This is a genomic window from Vibrio sp. SCSIO 43097, from assembly GCF_023650755.1.
Taxonomy (GTDB): domain Bacteria; phylum Pseudomonadota; class Gammaproteobacteria; order Enterobacterales; family Vibrionaceae; genus Vibrio; species Vibrio alginolyticus.
Genome location: NZ_CP071841.1, coordinates 1,657,328 through 1,675,629 on the forward strand (window position 1 = coordinate 1,657,328; position 18,302 = coordinate 1,675,629).

General features: G+C 44.7%; 15 protein-coding genes. 8 read left to right on the plus strand and 7 right to left on the minus strand.

Annotated features, from left to right (window positions below):
- Window position 1: 1 nt before the first annotated feature.
- Complete coding sequence (locus tag J4N40_RS23825) at window positions 2-577, plus strand: Lcl C-terminal domain-containing protein (protein ID WP_250654560.1); 576 nt, start codon at window positions 2-4, stop codon at window positions 575-577.
- A gap of 108 nt (window positions 578-685) precedes the next feature.
- On the opposite strand, the gene J4N40_RS23830 is transcribed toward J4N40_RS23825, so the two are convergent.
- Window positions 686-2,329, minus strand: a complete 1,644-nt coding sequence (locus J4N40_RS23830; protein ID WP_005375152.1) for a methyl-accepting chemotaxis protein — start codon at window positions 2,327-2,329, stop codon at window positions 686-688.
- 331 nt (window positions 2,330-2,660) lie between these two features.
- Here J4N40_RS23830 and J4N40_RS23835 point away from each other — a divergent pair, with 331 nt between their 5' ends.
- The 5 genes from J4N40_RS23835 (at window position 2,661) to J4N40_RS23855 (ending at window position 8,666) form a co-directional block, all read left to right on the plus strand.
- Window positions 2,661-3,482, plus strand: a complete 822-nt coding sequence (locus J4N40_RS23835; protein ID WP_005375153.1) for a phosphate ABC transporter substrate-binding protein — start codon at window positions 2,661-2,663, stop codon at window positions 3,480-3,482.
- A 100-nt stretch (window positions 3,483-3,582) separates the two neighbouring features.
- Window positions 3,583-4,515: a phosphate ABC transporter permease subunit PstC gene (pstC, locus tag J4N40_RS23840; protein WP_005375154.1), complete on the plus strand. Its 933-nt coding sequence runs from the start codon at window positions 3,583-3,585 to the stop codon at window positions 4,513-4,515.
- Between the two features lie 22 nt (window positions 4,516-4,537).
- Window positions 4,538-5,401: a phosphate ABC transporter permease PstA gene (gene pstA / locus J4N40_RS23845; RefSeq protein ID WP_005383923.1), complete on the plus strand. Its 864-nt coding sequence runs from the start codon at window positions 4,538-4,540 to the stop codon at window positions 5,399-5,401.
- 60 nt (window positions 5,402-5,461) lie between these two features.
- Window positions 5,462-6,211 carry a phosphate ABC transporter ATP-binding protein PstB gene (pstB, locus tag J4N40_RS23850; protein ID WP_005375156.1) on the plus strand — a complete coding sequence of 250 codons (750 nt, stop codon included), beginning with the start codon at window positions 5,462-5,464 and terminating at the stop codon, window positions 6,209-6,211.
- A gap of 328 nt (window positions 6,212-6,539) precedes the next feature.
- Window positions 6,540-8,666 (plus strand): sensor domain-containing diguanylate cyclase, encoded by a 2,127-nt coding sequence (locus tag J4N40_RS23855; protein WP_065275462.1) that lies wholly within the window; start codon window positions 6,540-6,542, stop codon window positions 8,664-8,666.
- 125 nt (window positions 8,667-8,791) lie between these two features.
- Here the strand turns inward: J4N40_RS23855 and J4N40_RS23860 are convergent, their stop codons facing one another.
- The 6 genes from J4N40_RS23860 to J4N40_RS23885 are packed head-to-tail and all read right to left on the minus strand — an operon-like array spanning window position 8,792 to window position 15,708.
- The gene (locus tag J4N40_RS23860; protein WP_199267664.1) at window positions 8,792-10,438 is read right to left on the minus strand and encodes a BatD family protein; all 1,647 of its coding nucleotides are present in this window, start codon (window positions 10,436-10,438) and stop codon (window positions 8,792-8,794) included.
- Window positions 10,439-10,442: 4 nt separating this feature from the next.
- On the minus strand, window positions 10,443-12,308 hold the full coding sequence (locus J4N40_RS23865) for a VWA domain-containing protein (protein ID WP_250654561.1): 1,866 nt from the start codon (window positions 12,306-12,308) through the stop codon (window positions 10,443-10,445).
- Window positions 12,301-13,305 carry a vWA domain-containing protein gene (locus J4N40_RS23870; protein ID WP_250654562.1) on the minus strand — a complete coding sequence of 335 codons (1,005 nt, stop codon included), beginning with the start codon at window positions 13,303-13,305 and terminating at the stop codon, window positions 12,301-12,303. The genes J4N40_RS23865 and J4N40_RS23870 overlap by 8 nt, the downstream gene beginning before the upstream one ends.
- Window positions 13,298-13,774, minus strand: a complete 477-nt coding sequence (locus J4N40_RS23875) for a DUF4381 domain-containing protein (RefSeq protein WP_065275458.1) — start codon at window positions 13,772-13,774, stop codon at window positions 13,298-13,300. The genes J4N40_RS23870 and J4N40_RS23875 overlap by 8 nt, the downstream gene beginning before the upstream one ends.
- A 37-nt stretch (window positions 13,775-13,811) precedes the next feature.
- Window positions 13,812-14,738 (minus strand): DUF58 domain-containing protein, encoded by a 927-nt coding sequence (locus J4N40_RS23880; protein ID WP_065275457.1) that lies wholly within the window; start codon window positions 14,736-14,738, stop codon window positions 13,812-13,814.
- A gap of 13 nt (window positions 14,739-14,751) precedes the next feature.
- Window positions 14,752-15,708 carry an AAA family ATPase gene (locus J4N40_RS23885; RefSeq protein ID WP_005383914.1) on the minus strand — a complete coding sequence of 319 codons (957 nt, stop codon included), beginning with the start codon at window positions 15,706-15,708 and terminating at the stop codon, window positions 14,752-14,754.
- A gap of 310 nt (window positions 15,709-16,018) precedes the next feature.
- Between J4N40_RS23885 and J4N40_RS23890 the strand changes: the two genes are divergently transcribed.
- Both J4N40_RS23890 and J4N40_RS23895 read left to right on the plus strand, forming a co-directional pair.
- Window positions 16,019-17,935 (plus strand): methyl-accepting chemotaxis protein, encoded by a 1,917-nt coding sequence (locus J4N40_RS23890; protein ID WP_017821859.1) that lies wholly within the window; start codon window positions 16,019-16,021, stop codon window positions 17,933-17,935.
- A 56-nt stretch (window positions 17,936-17,991) separates the two neighbouring features.
- A complete protein-coding gene (locus J4N40_RS23895; protein ID WP_005375165.1) occupies window positions 17,992-18,192 on the plus strand; it encodes a restriction endonuclease subunit S domain-containing protein in 201 nt (66 codons plus the stop codon).
- Window positions 18,193-18,302 lie beyond the last annotated feature (110 nt).

An 18,302-nucleotide genomic window follows, 5' to 3' on the forward strand; every position in this document is an offset into this window, starting at 1 on the left:
GATGAAGAAATTAATAACTGTACTATCTCTTACTTTGGCTTCTCAAACTGCAATAGCTGCACAAGAGTGTTCTACTGACTTTGCTAAAACGGCACCTAACACGCGTTATACATATTCTGAGAGCGGTACCGTAACTGACCTGAAAACAGGTCTAACATGGATGCGCTGTCCAGTTGGTATGACATGGAATGTAGGAAACCAAGAATGCCAGGGGACGCGATCTACAATGTCATGGCAACTCGCTCTCTCCACAGCCAAACAAATTCGTAATAAGGATGGCAACCATCCTCTTCACAATTTTGCTGACAAAAAAAATTGGCGACTAGCAAATATCAAAGAGCTGGTATCTCTAACTGAGCGAGCTTGCCACAGCCCAGCCATAAATAGTACAGGGTTTGCTAGCGGCTATAGTCTGACAGATGGAGGTGATGTTCTAGGGCGTTATGTCTGGAGCAACACACCTAATGGCGACGGTAAGCATGTTGCAACTTTTGATACGACTAATGGTGAGGTTTTCAATAGAGATCCGTTAAACTCAAGTTTCAAAAGCTCTCTCTTGTTAGTGACAGATGAATAATAATTATTACGTTAATAAGGGTTGATAGCTTTGCCTTTATGATAGGCTCCGCCAGTGCGGAGCTTTTTCTTTTCTAACCTTTGGAACTTATCGTGTTGAGCAGAGTATTTAAACTTGGAACTGCTTAAGTTGATGTTTTTGATTTTCTGCTAAACCAGACAACTCTTGCGCTGCCGCGGCGGATTGAGTGATACCAGTGACGTTCTGGCTCACTAGTTCATAGATGTTCGTTAAGTTGTTGTTGATATCAGCCGTAACCTGTTTCTGCTCTTCTGATGCGGTCGCAACTTGAGTGTTGATTGAGTTCAGATCGGCGATAGCATTACTGATATTAGCAAGTGATTGGCTAACTTCTTGTGTAAGAGCTTGGTTGTCTGACAACATGGCTAAGCTGGAATGCATACTTTCATTTGCGTGACCAGATTGTTGCTGTAGCTCTTCTATAATGGTTTGGATCTCTTTGGTGGACTCCTGAGTTCGCGCTGCCAGCATACGTACTTCATCGGCCACTACCGCAAAGCCTCTGCCACTTTCGCCCGCTCGTGCAGCTTCAATCGCTGCATTCAGTGCAAGTAGATTCGTTTGCTCAGAAATACCTTCAATCACTTCGATCACGCGACCAATGTGTTCTGATTGATCTTTTAGCGAAGTTACGACGGCAGCGGCTTCGTTAAGTTGTTCCGCCATCTTTTCACTTGCGCGAGTGCTTTCCCCAAACATGCTTATACTTTGTGAGGTTAACGTACGTGCTTGATTTGATGCACTATCGGCTTCTTGTGCATTGGTCGATACTTCAGCTGCGGTCGACTCTAGCTGATTGATCGCCGAGGCTACTTGCTCAACTTCTTGCTTTTCTTGATCCGAGTTGACGCTGCTTTGAGTCATAACAGTTGCTAACTCGGTTGATGCTGATGCCACATCTTCACTAATGCGAACCAATGCGCTTACAGTTTCACGCAGTTTTTCTATGGTCTGGTTTACATCTCGAGCCAGCTGAGACACTTCGTTTTTCCCGATGGCTTCGGCCTTAACTAGTAGGTTTCCCTTCGCGACTTCCTGCATCGTTACTTGAAGGTTACGAATCGGCGCAACGATGTAGCTGGCGAGTACCCAACTAATAAGTGAAGCGGCACTCAAGATCACCGCAAGCGAGACGGCGCTGTAAGTTAGCGTGGTTGAATGTTGTTCGCCATTCGTTTCGACTTCATCGGTGACGATTTGATTCAATTGTTTAGATAGTTTGTCGATGGCGTTGATCATCGCTTCGCCAGCTAATCGATACTCAGCCATTGCAGATTCGTACTTTTGATTGAAATCAGAGGTGGTGTAATCAGAAGAGTGTTTAGTGGTGAGCAGAGGTGTCATGGTAACGCGAGTGAAATCAACATAGTGATTCATGGCCTTACGCATAGCATTGACTTCATTTTGAACGCCAGGGAGATTGTCGATGGAGTTAAGAAAATCGCGGTTTTTGTTTTGTCGCTCAGAAAGCTCTTGGTTGAGAGACTGAACATCTTCGGCTCTAAATAGACTATAAATGGCTTTGATGCGCATGGCGTAAGTGTTGTCTACGATGCCGCTAAGTTCCTCTTTGTGAATGATTAGCTTATGGGTGGAAGCCGAAACCTTATTGAATGCTTGATCGAGTTTACCGATTCCGACACTCAGTCCAATGATGAGTAATATAACTGTGAATAGAACAGGCAGAAAAACCTGAAGTTTAATAGAAAGCGTACTAAGAAATTGACGCATGAGATTGACCCTCTATCGGTTTGATTATTATCTTTTTTATAAATAAGCATTTCGATTTTAATTGTTATATATGCCAAATCAATGAGTTACTCATATCTAATTGTTATGAAATGTACCAAAATCGATGGGGTTATCATCTTGAACATGAGGCAACGTTATAAAAACGTTACGTTCAAATTGAGAGAGGGATAAGTCGCGGAATTAATAGTTAGAAATGACAACGTGTCATAGAGGGTTCAACTAAGTGAAACACAACTGTCATATTCAAATTCTAAAGTGAGCACCGTTCAAGTGAAACACAACGGCAATAAAGCCACTTAAGGAAATTGTGATGAAAAAGACAGTAATCGGTGCAATCGCACTTCTAGGCGCAATGGCAGTGACTCCTGTTTCTGCTAAAGAAACTATCTCTGCAGTGGGTTCTAGCAGCGTAACTCCACTGATGGAAGTTTTCTCTGAAACGTACATGAAGAAGAACCCTAACGTATTTATCGAAGTTCAAGGTCCTGGTTCTTCAGCTGGTGTAAAAGCAGCGAAAAATGGTTCAGCAGACCTTGGTATGTCTTCTCGTAATCTAAAAGACTCTGAAAAAGAATCAACACTAATCGAAGAAGTGGTTGCTCGTGATGGTATCGCAGTGGTTGTTAACCCACAAAACAAACTGCCAGGTCTAACAGCCGAGCAAGTGACTGCAATCTACAAAGGCGAAGTATCAAACTGGAAAGAAGTCGGTGGTGCAGACAAGCCAATCGTAGCCATTACTCGTGACACAGCTTCTGGTACTCGTGGCGCATTTGAAGACATCATGTCTCTAAAAATGAAGATTTCTGGTAAGAAGGTATCAGCTATCTCTCAACGTGCTCAAGTTGCAAACGGTAACGGCGCACTGAAAACAATGGTTGCATCTAACCCATACGCAATCGGCTACATTTCTCTTGGTACTGTAGACAACACTGTTAATGCGCTAGCAATCGACGGCGTTGATGCAACGGTAGCTAACGTTAAAAACGGTTCTTACAAAGTAGCGCGTCCATTCCTTGTTCTTTACAAAGAAGGCAAGCCATCAACAGAAACGCAAAAATTCCTAGACTGGATGCTAACTGACGAAGCGCAAGCGCTAGTTGACCAAAAAGGTTACATCTCAGTTAACTAATCCCATCGGGACTCTAAAGTTTGCTCAGCCCAACGTTTCGGGCTGAGCCTTTTCTATCCATTGTGTTCAACGGCATTGCCCAGAACCGTGAGATTTTTAAATGACCATCGCAACAAATAGTGAAAAGCTTATGAATACTGACGCTAGAGCTATCAGCAAGTCAGGCCTACGCGAGAAGCGTCGTGTAGACTGGAAAGAGCGCATCTTCCACGGCTTGTTCCTAACGAGTGCCGTAATCGGCATTGTTTCATTGGCCGTTATTGCATACTTCATCGTTCGAGAGAGTATTCCGGCATTCCAAGAAGCAGGCGTATCGGGCATTGTCTTAGGACAAAACTGGTTACCACCTGCGCTTTACGGTGTCGCCACCATGATTGTGGCATCTATCGTATCGACGGCTGGTGCTGTCATTGTTGGGGTTCCAATTGGTGTTCTGACCGCCATTTTTATCGCTGAAATCGCACCAAAGCGATTAGCAGACATTATCCGTCCAGCGGTTGAGCTGCTAGCTGGTATTCCTTCAGTGGTCTACGGTTTCTTCGGTCTGGTTATTATCGTTCCATTGATTCAGAAGGTATTTGATGTACCTGCAGGTAATACTATCCTTGCCGGTATCATTGTTCTTGGTGTGATGATTCTACCAACGGTAATTACGGTATCTGAAACGTCTATCCGCGCTGTCCCTCGTACTTATAAAGAAGGTTCTTTGGCACTGGGCGCATCGAAAATCTACACCATCTTTAAGTTGCTCGTTCCAGCGGCTCGCTCAGGCATCATGACAGGTGTGATTCTGGGTATCGGTCGTGCGTTGGGTGAGACCATGGCGATTATCATGGTTATGGGTAACGCGCCGGCAATGCCAGAAGGCATCCTTGATTCGGCTCGTACACTAACTGCAAACATCGCTATTGAAATGTCTTACGCAAGTGGTGTTCACGCGAACGCACTTTACGCTACAGGTGTAGTACTTCTGGTCTTCATCATGTCGTTGAACGCTGTACTACTGTACCTAAACCGAGAAAAAGCGAAGTAATCGCTCGTTAAAGGTGACTATTATGGATCGCGCAAAACTAAAAAAAGCACGCCAGTTCAAAGATAATGTCTTTAACGCATTTGTCTGGATCTCGGCAGCACTAACGGTAGGTTTCTTGTTCTGGATTATCTGGTACATCCTATCAAACGGTCTACAACACGTAGATTGGAACTTCATTACTGATAACTATACGCGCACAGGTGAAGAGCACGGTATCTTCCCAATGATTGTGGCGACCATTTACATGGTTATCGCTTCTATCGCAGTGGCAGCGCCACTCGGTATCATGACGGCAATCTACTTGACCGAATACGCGAAAGTGGGCAGTCGTTTGGTGAAAATCATCCGATTCTGTACCGAGTCATTGGCGGGTATCCCGTCGATCATTTTCGGCCTGTTTGGTATGACTTTCTTCGTGGCGATTCTTGGCCTTGGCTTCTCGATTCTATCGGGTGCATTGACGCTAAGTATCCTAATCCTGCCAGTTATCATCCGTACGACGGAAGAAGCGCTGATGGCAGTACCACAAACGTACCGTGAAGGCTCTTATGGCCTCGGTGCTTCTAAGATTTACACTATCTGGCGTTTGATTCTTCCGAGCGCAATGCCAGGTATCTTAACCTCGGTCATTCTAAGTATTGGTCGTGTCATTGGTGAGTCTGCTCCAGTATTCCTGACAGCAGGTATGGTTGCACGTATTCCGGATTCTTTATTGGATTCAGGTCGTACGCTAACCGTTCACCTATACAAACTGACTACCGAACTGTTTACCGTTGAAGAATGGAATCAGGCTTACGGTACGGCAACAGTGCTTATCGTAGTTGTTCTCTTGATCAACATGGTAACGAAACTGATTGCTAGACGTTTTAACACCGCAACTTACTAACAACACTAATTAAGAACGCACGTTAAAAGACACGAATTCGAGAATTAAGAGATTAAGACAATGAACAAATTTGATATTGAAAACCTAGACCTATTCTACGGTGACAACCAAGCACTGAAATCGATCAACTTACCAATTCCAGTTCGCCAAGTAACTGCACTTATCGGCCCGTCAGGTTGCGGAAAATCAACGCTTCTACGCTGTTTGAACCGAATGAATGATCTAATCGAAGGCGTGAAAATTACAGGTAAATTGGCGATGGACGGCGAAGATATTTACGGCAACATTGATGTTGCTGACCTTCGCATCAAAGTCGGCATGGTATTCCAAAAGCCAAACCCATTCCCGATGAGCATTTACGAGAACGTGGCTTACGGCTTACGTGCTCAAGGTATCAAAGACAAAAAGACAATTGATGAAGTGGTAGAGCGTTCGCTGCGCGGTGCTGCACTTTGGGATGAGGTGAAAGATCGCCTTAAATCACACGCATTCGGTCTTTCTGGTGGTCAGCAGCAACGTTTATGTATTGCACGTACAATCGCGATGGAGCCTGATGTGATTCTGATGGATGAACCAACGTCGGCACTTGACCCAATTGCGACACACAAAATCGAAGAGTTGATGGAAGAGCTAAAGAAGAACTACACCATCGTTATCGTGACTCACTCAATGCAACAGGCGCGTCGTATCTCTGACCGCACTGCGTTTTTCCTAATGGGAGAACTGGTCGAGCACAACGATACGCAAGTGATCTTTAGCAACCCTCAAGACGACCGTACTCAAGGCTACGTAAATGGTGATTTCGGTTAATCCACCGTATTTACAAGCATAACTAAATAACTATAAGCGATGGTAACTTTGCCCCTCTTAATGAGGGGCCTTTTTCTTTTTAAGTCGTGGGCTTATAACGCCTACCAACACAAAAAATCTTGTAAATAAGTACAACTTTCCTCCCCAGTTTATAAAGTATGTAACTTATGTGAAACATGGCTTTAAAAGTGCTGAAGAGCTCTCGAATGTAACACTAAGTCTGATAATTTTGCGAATGACTTAACAGCTCAAATTTGAACGTATTGATTGCATATCATGGCCTAAGTAGTTTTTTATCGAGGATAAAAAAGTAGATTAGGTTGGTAGGGTGAGTTTAAGAAGTTTTACAAGAAAAGTGTCTTCAACGAGGGACCATCGGTTGCTAGCGGAGGCAATCTTTGATCATTTAGAGAGTCTGTTCTCCCCTCAAGCCCTCGCTATTTTTGAAGATCCTTCAATTAACCCTCGTCATTCGATGAGCTTCTCTCGCGGAGAGCTTTACCCAACCCAAAACTATCCTGAGACATTCTGGGAGTGGGCAAGTCAGTTTGACACCTCTGAAAGCATCATACCTCTGGCGATCAACACTTGTAACTGGAATCACACCCGAGATTTAGGTGGTGATAGTTACATCATGATGCTCGACAACACGCCTATCAAACGTACCTACCTACTGATTCAATCTGTTCATGCTCGCACGGCACATAATATCTATGAAGAAAGTTACGACGCAATGCAGCTTGCAGCGGCGCGTTGGCAATGTATTCGTGCCGAAAAAAATGCCTCGAAAGAGATCAGGCACAGAGATATTCGTGAAGCGCAATATGTTGATGAGATTAGCCAACGCGAGCGCTTTATCGAAAATATGAAGTTAGTTCAGCAAGTTGCACTCGAAATCTCTAATCCTGATTCTTTAAAGGACTTGTACTACAAAGCCGTCGAAGCGTTACGTGAACGACTTGGGTTTGATCGCTCTACACTGATGCTTCTCGATATGAAAAAGCGCAGCTTCAGTGGTACATACGGCACGGATGAGTCAGGAATTACGATTGATGAATTTCACACACAATACGATTTACATCAACTTAGCGAGGAGTATATCACCGCGTTATCTAGCCTTGAGAGCAACTTAGTGATTGTAGAAGACGCGCCAATATACACAGCAGGCAAGGTCATCGGGCAGGGCTGGAATGCGATGTTGATTTTACGCGATGGCAATGAACCGTTTGGGTGGTTCGCGCTAGATAACTTTATTCATCGTAAGCCGATAACGGCATATCAAAAACAGATGTTGGACTCGTTTGGTTCACTCTTCTCTCAAATTTACATTCGTAAGCGCCAAGAACAAAACGTACGCATGTTGCATTCAAGCATGGTTGAGTTATCACGTTGCACTACTGTCAGTGGAGTATGCAAATCGGCCGTCACTTTCGCCATTAAAAATCTTGGTATTGATCGAATGGCGGTGTTTTTAACTGATGAAAATTGCTCTTACATGCAAGGAACGTGGGGTACCGATATTCAAGGTAACGTGGTGGATGAATCTTACTTCTTTGGCGAAACCCAAGATTTCTCTCTTATAAATCTGGCTCGCTCAATGCCAAACGAAGTCGCATTTGAAGAATCAATGCCTATTTATCATGACTGTAATATTGTTGGCTTTGGTTGGGCTGCGATGACGGTATTGACTTCAAATAGCAGTGGTCCTATCGCCTTTATCGCTGTTGATAATTTGCTGACACGTGCGCCGTTAACTTCTCAGTTACGTGAAGTGATTCGTATGTTCGCGTCCAGCTTAGCTGAAGTATTGCAACGTACTCAAGCTCAAGAGGCGATTCGCGAATTAAACGAAAACTTAGAGCTGGAGGTTCAGAACCGAACAAAAGAGTTGGAGGAAGCCAATCGACAGCTTGAGGTACTTTCTAAGCTCGATCCTTTGACGCGTCTTGGTAATCGCCGCATGTTAGAACATGTGATGCAAAAATATTGTGCCCTAGAGTGTGAAGACGACATGTCGTTTGGCCTGATCCTGATTGATATTGACCATTTTGGCTTATTCAATAATCACTATGGTCATCTCGAAGGCGATATCGCATTGATGCGAATTGGCTATATCTTGGATCATCATACCAAAGGTGAAGATGAAGTTTTTTGCCGTATCGGAGGTGAGGAGTTTGCATTGCTCATGATTGGTTCTGAGCAAGAGGAGGTTCGACTGAGAGCAGAGTGCATTCGTCAGTGCATCGAGGGCGAGGGGATAAAGCATCGACATAACCCAGAAGGGGAGTTACTTACCGTTTCAGTCGGTTACTCCTGTTATAAAGCGAAAGGCAAAGACTTTAATTTCGACCATTTATATCAGTTGTCGGATAAGGCACTCTATCAAGCGAAGAATCATGGGCGAAATTGTGTAAGGCGATACGAATACGAGCCCCAAGTTTTGTTGAGTAAGTGATGTTCATAAGAGCAACTTGATAGGGAAGAAGCGGCGGTTGGTGCTCTAGATAAAACCGCTAAAGCAAAATTTGGCCGGATAAGAGAATTGGCAGCTCATGAGAGCTGCCATTGTTATTTAGTTATTTATAGCTTTTCGAGTTGGTGGTCGGTTTTCGTTACGTTTGCTTTGCCAAGGTTTTGAATTTTCGCTAGCAGCGAATCAGGGCTCCAAGGTTGTTGGTTAGCACTAAAACGCGCTTGATTCATGGCATTAAGCTCTTGCTTAATTGCTTGTACGTCACCAGGGTTTAACCTGTCTTGATGAGTGGTTAAATACTCATTTACAGAGCGTTCAATTTTCGCAGCATCGCCCTCTTCGATGACTTTTTTTAGCGCGTCGATGCAAAGTGGTTGTTCAGTATTTGAAACCGTTCCACTCGCTGTTATTGACCGCTTTTTCCATGCCCAAATTGCGATTCCCAATGTCATTATCCAAAGCCCTAAGAAAACAAAGGTTAACGTTCGCCAGAGACTGCTCACACCGCCGCTTGATTCAGGACTAGGGGCTGACACTAAAGGTGCTGAAAGAGGCGATTCCGGCAACGTGATTAGCCCAGTGTCATTTTTCTCTACGTCTAATGTTAGCTCTGGTAACGTTGTTTTCTTCGCTTCATCATTTTGACTGTCCCACCAGTTCAAGTCGTATCCTGGTAAGGTATATCTCCCGGCCTCTGTAGGAATAATGACTTGCTTCACCGTCATGGTAACGGTGCCATCTCTTCCGCTATCGAACTTAGGTTGTTCGGGATACACGCGCAGTGAACTCGGGTAACTAATATTGACTCGTGGCAGATATTCGGCTTGTGTACCGCGAGCCTTAACTTGAATGGTTCGAGTGAGTGAAGAACCTTGCTTTACTGTGTTGATCGCGTTAGTCGACAGTAGATTACCTTGATCGTCTTGCCAGCTCTGTGTCATTTCTAACGCTGAAGCAGGAAGCCATTCACCTTTAAATTCGCTCGGAATCGGTTTGACCGTGATTGGCATGCGTTCCGCTTTGGTGTTGATAGGCATTATTTTGGTTGAGCCCGTCAAGCTGTCGCCATAAATATAAGAACCGGTCAGTTTAGGACCTATCAAGGTATAAGTGCCTGGTTGATTGGCCGTTAAGCGAAACGACTGCTCTATGACCGCTACTTCTAACCCATTTAAGATCTTCTGTCTTTGCTGTAAGCCACCCAGTGCCTCAAGCTTCATGCCTTCAATCTGCGGAGGTACTATTTGCGGGTTATCTAGGCGTCGAGTGTCCGCTTTAATTAGAAGCTGTATACGTAATGTTGCAGATTGCTGAGGGTAGAGCGTACTGTTGTCGACCGTAATATTGAAGCTAAATAGATCATCAAGATTGGGGTCTGTTTGGCTCGCGTTGACACGCAGTTTGATCGGCTCCGTTCTCATACCATCAGCGGAAAAACTTGGAATAGTCAGAACACCTTCTTTCATTGGTGCAATTGAGATACTCCACTCGGTACGCACTGATTTTCTTCCGTTAATGTTATTGCTAGAGCGGCCATAACGAGGTTGACCCAAGAAGAAGTCTTTCTCTAGAACATTGAAGTCGATTGAGTCTGAGCTGAGCTCAGTATCTGAAATGATTCTGAGGTTAATCACTTCATTCTTGGCTACTTGTGTTTTATTCACACTAGCTTGAAGTGTCTGTGCTATCACCGAGAAACTGGATATTAGGCTGGCCACAAAAATAAAGACCAGTTTTACGCCTTTGTTCATCACAGGCTTACCACTCCTTTTGAGATTGTTGTGGAGGTTGTTTTTGTTGCGCTTGAAGTTGCATTTGCGCACGGATCAAAAAGCTTGGGTCGCGAGCACTTTCTACTGCTTCTAGTCGACGGAACTCAGGATCATCCTGATGCATTTTTTCGGGATGCGCTTTAGCCTGTATTGGTTCACCTTGATCCTTCACTTGCTTGTCATCTCGTTGCGGTTGATGTTGTTCCGTTTTTTGTTTTTCTTTTTTATTTTCAGAATCTTGCTGATTTTGTGACTGTTGTCCTTGCGCTTCCTTCCCTTCGTTTTGAGACTTTTGTTGCTGTTGCTGTTGCTGTTGCTGTTGCTGTTGCTGTTGCTGTTGCTGTTGCTGTTGCTGTTGCTGTTGCTGTTGCTGTTGCTGTTGCTGTTGCTGTTGCTGTTGCTGTTGCTGTTGCTGTTGCTGTTGCTGTTGCTGTTGCTGTTGCTGTTGCTGTTGCTGTTGCTGTTGCTGTTGCTGTTGCTGTTGCTGTTGCTGTTGCTGTTGCTGTTGCTGTTGCTGTTTTAGCTTTTCTTCTACAACCGATAGGTTTTTCTTCGCGGCTTCAAAGTTAGGCTTTTCCTCTAGCAGCTTTTTATACAAATCAGCCGCATCTTCTAATTGACCATTTTGAGCGAGCGAGTTGGCGAGGTTATAGCGGCCGTTAAGGGAGGCATCATGAGAAAATGCTTCGATAGCGGCTTCGTAGTCACCTTTTTGATAACTGGCGGCTCCTTTCCAGCTTGGGTTTGTAAATAGGTTTTGCGCCTGTTCATACTCACCTTGCTTGTAGAGTTCCGCTCCTTGTTGGTCGGCATTTAAGAACGGATTAGCTTCTGCATGCGGTGTCCACGTTACTGGGACTACAGTCGCAACTACCATCCAAATCAGGTCGCGTCGAAACAGTAAAGCCGCAGGAAGAAGTAACAACGGCAGTAACCAAAAGCCACTGTTGAGACGAGAGTCAGTTTTAACTTCTTCGCTTTGGGTTGCAGAAAGCTGGCTACCAATGTTATTGGTAAAGGCCGCGATGTTTTCAACATCACGGTTGGTGTGTTGAATAGGAACAAATAGGCCACCAGTCTTATTCGCTAGCGTTTGTAGATTTTTCAGATTTGTTTTCGCTACGACGGTTGTGCCTTGTGCAGTTTTTAGCAGAGATCCATCGGGCAGCGCGATAGGCGCACCGTTAGGAGTCCCGACGGCAAGAACAGAAATGCGAAACTTTGTACCTTGGACTAAATCTAACGCGCGAGACAGCTCTGACGTATCAAGATCATCCGCTAACACGATGATATCGCCTTGTTGCGTGCCTGCTTGAGAAAACTGGTTGATCGCAAGTTCAATCGCGGCAGGCAGGTTTGCTCCTTGAAAAGGCATCAGCTCTGGTGACAAATTTTCGATAATGCCAGCAAGCGTGCTGGAATCAGTTGTCAGTGGACTTAAGTTATAGGCATCGCCAGCGTAAGCAATAAGTCCAGTGGCTCCCTCTTTCCATTTAGGCAGCAAATCGAGCGCCTTATAACGTGTTTGTGCTAGCCGATTGGGTTTGATGTCTGTAGCAAACATAGAGCGAGACATATCAAGCACCAAGATACGGTTTTGGTTTAACTCAAAGCTTGGTCGAGCATTGGACTGCCAGCTTGGCCCCGCTAATGAAATGCAAGTTATTGCCCAAGCTAAACCCCATAGAGTGAAGTAATGCTTAGACTGCGTGTTTTGTCCGAGCATCCGCGATAGGTGAGGGGCAATCAGTGTGGACTTTTGGGCTCTAAATTTGTGATTAAGCAAGAGTGCAATAGGGATCACGATGAGCCCCAAAAGCCAATAAGGATTGAGGAAAATAAACTCAGCCATGTTTTCTCCTTAATAGGAATAACAATACCGACAATACAAATGCAGCGCTTAATGGATATGGAAACCATTCAGACTGAGGGCGCCAAGTTTGTGTGTCGCTAGATACGGGTTCTAGCTGGTTGATGGTGTCATAAATCTTTTCGAGCTCTTCTGTATCTCGCGCTCGAAAATATTGTCCACCTGTCACCTCTGCCACTTTAGTCAGTGTTTGTTCATCTAAGTCGGCTGCGGTGTTGACTTTGCGAGTCATGAAAAACTCTTTTACCATCATTTCACCAGCGCCCACGCCCACGGTGTAAACAGTGGCGTTGTATTTTTTCGCAATTTCCGCTGCTTCTAGCGGCTCGAGCACCCCTGCAGTATTGCTGCCGTCACTGAGCAAAATCATGACTCGTTGGGGAGCATCACTGTCTACAAAGGTTTTTGTGCCTAACCCAATACCATCACCAATGGCGGTTCGTTGACCAACCAAGCCGATGACGGTTTGATTAATCTGTTGCATGACGCTTTTGCGGTCTGCAGTGAGTGGTGTTTGCAAATAAGCATGGTCGCCAAACAAAACAACTCCGAGACGGTCACCTTTTCTCTTTGCTACGAAATCAGACAGAACTTTTTTGACTGCTGTGAGGCGATCGATATATTCGCCGTTGAGTTCCATGTCTTCCTGCTGCATCGAACCGGACAGATCGACGACTAACATCAAGTCCCGATATTTGGTTTGGAATTCAACGGGATCGCCAAACCAAACTGGACGCGCACACGCGACGACAAGAAGGCCCCAGATCGCGATTGAAAGTGCTTTTTGCAGCGCTTGCTTAGGCTTGCTGCGATTCTCATTGGTTGGTAAGTACGCCAATTTGATCTCGGCTTGTTGAGATTCTTGTGGCAGGAACTTGTATACCAGCCATGGGATGGGCAACAAAAACAGTGCCCACCACCAGACAAATTCAATGTTTAGCCATTGGGCAAGATCGGTTATGAGTGTTTGCTCAGTCACGGTTATTTGCCTTTTTCTTTGGTGGCAAAGCGTAGGTTATCCAAAAGACACAATCGTCTACCAAGCTTTGATGCTGCCCTTGGGAAGAATTCTGATACAACGCTTCTTGCCACTGATGTTGTTTGTCTACGAATCGACTTTCTTTGGTATGGCTATCGAGAAATTTATACCAAGCGATTCCGGTTAATGGTGCGATCTCTTCACGCGGAAAGTAACTCAATGCTGCCTGGCGCAATATTTCCAGAGCAGAAGAGGGGGTATGAGGCGCGGTAGGTTGAGTTAAAAGTGTTAATGCTGTCTTTTTTGCGCGTAAGTGTTTTTTACGCCATCTCACATAAAGACAAATGCCGAAAACGAAGAGCAAGGTGGCTGCAAGCACCACCCACCATCCCCAAGCGAGCGGAAACCAATCCGGAGCGTTTGGCAAAATCAAAGGTTCAAGGTCTAGGCTTTGGTTGTTTGTTGTCATTATTATTACTGCTTAATAAATACTGCTTGTCAGTTTGTTAGCTTAATTGTGAAATTAAGGGCCAGCCACTTGATAGCGTGTTAAATGGAATTGCTATCGAATGGCACTGCTGCTTAATGGTTTCTTGATGTTGGGTAAAGTGGCTTTCGAGTTCTCTTCGTTGTCCTTTAGAGCCAAAGTTAAACCATTGACTATGCAGCCCATCCGAAGCTTTCACTTGACCTCTAAAGTCTGTTTCGCCTCTTTCTAACGGATCATAAAACTGAACGGCCCTTACGCTATTGTGTTGTTTGAGTCGACGTAGTTGTGCCAGTTCCGTTGGTGTTACGTGGGCAAAGTCACTGAGCATAATCAATTCGCTGCCTTTTGGGGTGAGCGTATGAAGTGTCTCCAATACTTGTGTATAAGGCAGTGTACGAGTGTCGTTGCTTGCAGTACGAGTTACTTGCGCATTATGTATGTCGACTATGGCGTTAAGAATCCGCAGCCCTTGTCTTTGTAAAGAAGAGGGGCGAAATTCAAGACATTGATGTCCGTCATCAATCACTGCGCCGATGCGATCTTTTTTAGCTAGAGTTAGCCAAATTAGAACACTGGCAAAGTGGGCCAATTGAACGGATTTGAGTACATACTTAGATCCAAAATGTAGACTAGAACTTAGATCAAGATAAAGAATGACCGCTTGCTCTTTATCTTCTGCAAACAATTTTGTATGTGCTTTACCGGTCCTAGCGGTGACTCGCCAATCAATGCTGCGAATATCGTCGCCAGGTTGATATTGGCGCACCTCCATAAAATCCATACCTCGCCCTTTTTGGCGACTGGTATGGTTACCACTCATCTGCGACCAGAGACTCTGTGCTGGTGGTAACCAAAGTACAGATTGAGTGCGATATTGGAGCAGCTCTTCAAGGGTTAATGTCACCCCATTCGCATGAGGTGGTAATGAATGTGTAGCGGACATATCACTCACCTGTTTATGCACTGCCAACAAGGTTTAGCAGTTTATCGATGACCTGGTTTGCCGTAATGCCTTCCGCTTGAGCGTGGTAACTCAACAATAAACGGTGGCGCAGTACCGGATAAGCCATGGTTTGAACATCTTCCGGAGAGACAAAATCACGACCAGCAAGCCAAGCGTGCGCACGTGCACAGCGATCAAGAGCGATGGTGGCACGCGGACTCACACCCATTGACAACCACTTGTCCAACTCAGTGTCATATTCGTTGGCTTGACGTGTCGCCATAACTAAACGGACGATGTACTGCTCTATCGTTTCTGCCATATGAATATCCAACACCTCTTTACGTGCAGTGAATATATCTTGTTGGCTTAACATTGGGCGTTCAACCTTTACTTCGCCCTTTGCTTCTCCGCGGTTAATACGCAAGATAGATAGCTCATGCTCTGCATCTGGGTATTCCACTTCTAAATGCAATAAAAAGCGGTCTAGCTGCGCTTCAGGAAGGGGGTAGGTCCCTTCTTGTTCTATCGGGTTTTGAGTTGCCATAACCAAAAACAACTCTGGCAGCGGGTAGGTATGACGACCTGCTGTGACTTGTTTCTCTGCCATTGCTTCAAGCATTGCCGCTTGTACTTTGGCTGGTGCACGGTTTATCTCATCCGCAAGAATAAGCGAGTTGAAGATAGGACCTGACTGGAAAGTGAACTCTCCGGTTTCTGGACGGAAGATATCGGTGCCGGTTAAATCGGCTGGCAGCAAGTCAGGGGTGAACTGAATTCGGTGGAAGTCACCTTCAACACAGTCTGAGAGTGATTTTACTGCACGAGTTTTTGCTAACCCAGGAGGGCCTTCAACTAAAATATGCCCATCCGCAAGAAGCGCAACAAGCAGTTGCTTTACCAGATCTTGCTGTCCGATGATCTGCGACTCTAAGTATTGCTGAAGAGTTTCGAAGTTAGATTTATGCATGCTTTGGACTCTCGGTATCCATGTGATTTTCGTGTTGAGTATTGGTCATTTTCCATGTGAAAAAAGTTCCAACGCTCTATTGCAATTTATCTTTTCAATATTGGGACGCTACAGAGAATTGCAAGTACGTGCTACCTCTGAAAGTGCTTATTTGACAGTGTGTTACATTTATTTTTCATAATATAATGAGAAATGCCTCTAGTTTTGTACATATGAGCCGATAAAGATTCCGTGGTGTGCGTGTCATGAGATATGCACCTGATTCCCCTTGTGGGGCCAATAACAAGTGATTCTTTTAAAAGGTCCGAATATGTTGAAACTTCATTCCTTGAGCATCAAACAGAAGGTTGTACTTGGCATTACGTTTGCTGTTCTAGCATCAACAATCATTGTTGGTGTTATGGCTCAGCGTCATGCGAGAGATGTATTGAGCCATCGTCTTATTGACATCGAGCTACCTGCGATGTTGCAGCAAATCAATACCGAAATTGACCGCGAAGTTGTCGAAATGCAACAAGCGGCAAAACAGCTGGCTACAAACGAATTTATTGTTGAAGCCCTATCTAATACAGACCGTGATCCGTCAGTAGAAGTTCAGTTGGTTCAGCAGCTCAATAACGTTAAATCACAGTATGGTCTTAATGATGCGTCGGTAGCGAATCGTCAAACGGCATATTACTGGAATCAAAACGGATTCTTACGTCAACTTAACCGAACGCAAGATGCTTGGTTCTTTGGATTTACGTCGTCTGGTCAAGAAACGTCCGTGAGTGTGTTCCAAGAGGCAAATGGCGAAGTGAAAATGTTTGCCAATTTCCAAGATCTTAATGGTACATCAATGTCAGGTCTCTCTAAATCTATGGGAGACATGGTTGCTTTGCTCAATGGGTTTAAAATTGAAGATACGGGTTACGTGTTCCTCACTAATGAACAAGGCCAGATTCAAATACACCGCCAACAAGGTAAGAACCAAACTTCTATCACTAAACTATTTGGTAGTGACGCAAGTGCGCTGTTGAACAAAAATAGCTTCAACCTAATTAATGTGGAGTTTGAAGGGCAGGATACTTTTGTTTCTAGTTTGTATGTTCCTTCAATGAACTGGTTTGTTATTGGCGTGGTTCCCGTTGATGAAGTATTCGCAGACCTGAATGCGACAGCTAAAAAAATGCTGTTTACGACCATCATTGTTGCCGTTGTATTCATTCTCATGGGCGTATGGTTGGCAAACAGCATTACGAAACCAATCCGACTGATTGCCGATCGTTTTACCGACCTTGGGCAAGGTGAAGGCGATTTGGCGCAGCGTATTGAAATTAAGGGTAATGATGAAATTGCTCAGCTTTCAAAAGGCTTTAATGGATTTATTGAGAAGATTCATGCCACGATGAAAGAGGTTGCTTTAACCAGTGGCTCATTAAGTCAAGCGGCAGAAAGTGTGTCAACGAAAGCAACATCCACACACGACAACAGCCAAGAGCAGCGTGATCAAACCATTCAAGTAGTTGCAGCTATCAACCAAATGGGTGCGACCATCAGTGAAATTGCATCGAACGCTGCTACCGCTGCTGATACGGCAAATCAGGCTTCAGATAACACTCAAACTGGTCGAGAAGTTGTGATGAAAGCAAAAGAGGTGATCAGCCGCCTAGCCGATGATGTTGAAACAACCAATATTGTTGTTACGCAGTTGGCATCGACAACCAAAGATATTGGCTCGATTCTGGGTGTAATTCGTGACATCTCTGAGCAAACGAATTTACTTGCGCTAAACGCTGCAATTGAAGCTGCTCGTGCTGGTGAGCAGGGACGTGGTTTTGCGGTTGTTGCTGATGAGGTAAGAAACCTAGCTTCACGCACGGCCGATTCTACAGAAGAGATTCAGCGCATGATCAATCAGCTTCAAAGTGACGCACAAGACGCGGTAAGTGCTATGGAAGCGGGCAAAGCGGTCACCATAGAAGGGGTTACTTCTACCGATGAAGCAGTCGAGGTATTAATCAGTATTTCTGAACGAATCACCGACATCTCTGATCGTAATACACAAGTTGCAACGGCGACGGAAGAGCAATCCACGGTGGTGCATACCATTAATCAAAATATCGAAGAAATCAACGCGATAAATGAAATGACAACCGCGACAGCAGAAGAGTTGGCGGATGCAAGTCGCGATCTTCAAGCGCTCTCTTCTCGTTTAGACAAGATGGTTGGTAGCTTCAAGTTATAGAGTTGGATAGAATAGGCGAAGTTTAAAAGTTCAATCATTAATTTTAGGTAAGTACTATGAATGACTTCGAAAAAGAACTAGAGCAAATTTCTCAAGAAACCGCTCAGGAGCCAGAAGTAAAACTGCCGTCGCTAGAAGAGCAAAAAGCGATCGTCGCTGAGCTGAAAAAGCTGGAAGCGGAAGGTAAGCTGACGCCAGAAGTGTTAGAACAACACTTTGGTAAGTTTAACCAAAAAAACGCAGTTCCAATCCACTAAGTTAGGTGGTGTTTTGCCTCTAACGTGCGTGATTAAATCACCTGCTCAAACACAAAAAGGGAGTTTATACTCCCTTTTTTAATGTCTGAAAAATGCTAATACCTCTCACA

What these genes read in the sequence shown, in the direction of transcription:
- J4N40_RS23890 (WP_017821859.1), top strand. Translation starts at nt 16,019, where the DNA reads ATGTTGAAACTTCATTCCTTGAGCATCAAACAGAAGGTTGTACTTGGC.
- pstC (WP_005375154.1), top strand. Translation starts at nt 3,583, where the DNA reads ATGACCATCGCAACAAATAGTGAAAAGCTTATGAATACTGACGCTAGA.
- J4N40_RS23825 (WP_250654560.1), top strand. Translation starts at nt 2, where the DNA reads ATGAAGAAATTAATAACTGTACTATCTCTTACTTTGGCTTCTCAAACT.
- J4N40_RS23835 (WP_005375153.1), top strand. Translation starts at nt 2,661, where the DNA reads ATGAAAAAGACAGTAATCGGTGCAATCGCACTTCTAGGCGCAATGGCA.
- J4N40_RS23865 (WP_250654561.1), bottom strand. Translation starts at nt 12,308, where the DNA reads ATGGCTGAGTTTATTTTCCTCAATCCTTATTGGCTTTTGGGGCTCATC.
- pstA (WP_005383923.1), top strand. Translation starts at nt 4,538, where the DNA reads ATGGATCGCGCAAAACTAAAAAAAGCACGCCAGTTCAAAGATAATGTC.
- J4N40_RS23885 (WP_005383914.1), bottom strand. Translation starts at nt 15,708, where the DNA reads ATGCATAAATCTAACTTCGAAACTCTTCAGCAATACTTAGAGTCGCAG.
- J4N40_RS23875 (WP_065275458.1), bottom strand. Translation starts at nt 13,774, where the DNA reads ATGACAACAAACAACCAAAGCCTAGACCTTGAACCTTTGATTTTGCCA.
- J4N40_RS23830 (WP_005375152.1), bottom strand. Translation starts at nt 2,329, where the DNA reads ATGCGTCAATTTCTTAGTACGCTTTCTATTAAACTTCAGGTTTTTCTG.
- pstB (WP_005375156.1), top strand. Translation starts at nt 5,462, where the DNA reads ATGAACAAATTTGATATTGAAAACCTAGACCTATTCTACGGTGACAAC.
- J4N40_RS23880 (WP_065275457.1), bottom strand. Translation starts at nt 14,738, where the DNA reads ATGTCCGCTACACATTCATTACCACCTCATGCGAATGGGGTGACATTA.
- J4N40_RS23895 (WP_005375165.1), top strand. Translation starts at nt 17,992, where the DNA reads ATGAATGACTTCGAAAAAGAACTAGAGCAAATTTCTCAAGAAACCGCT.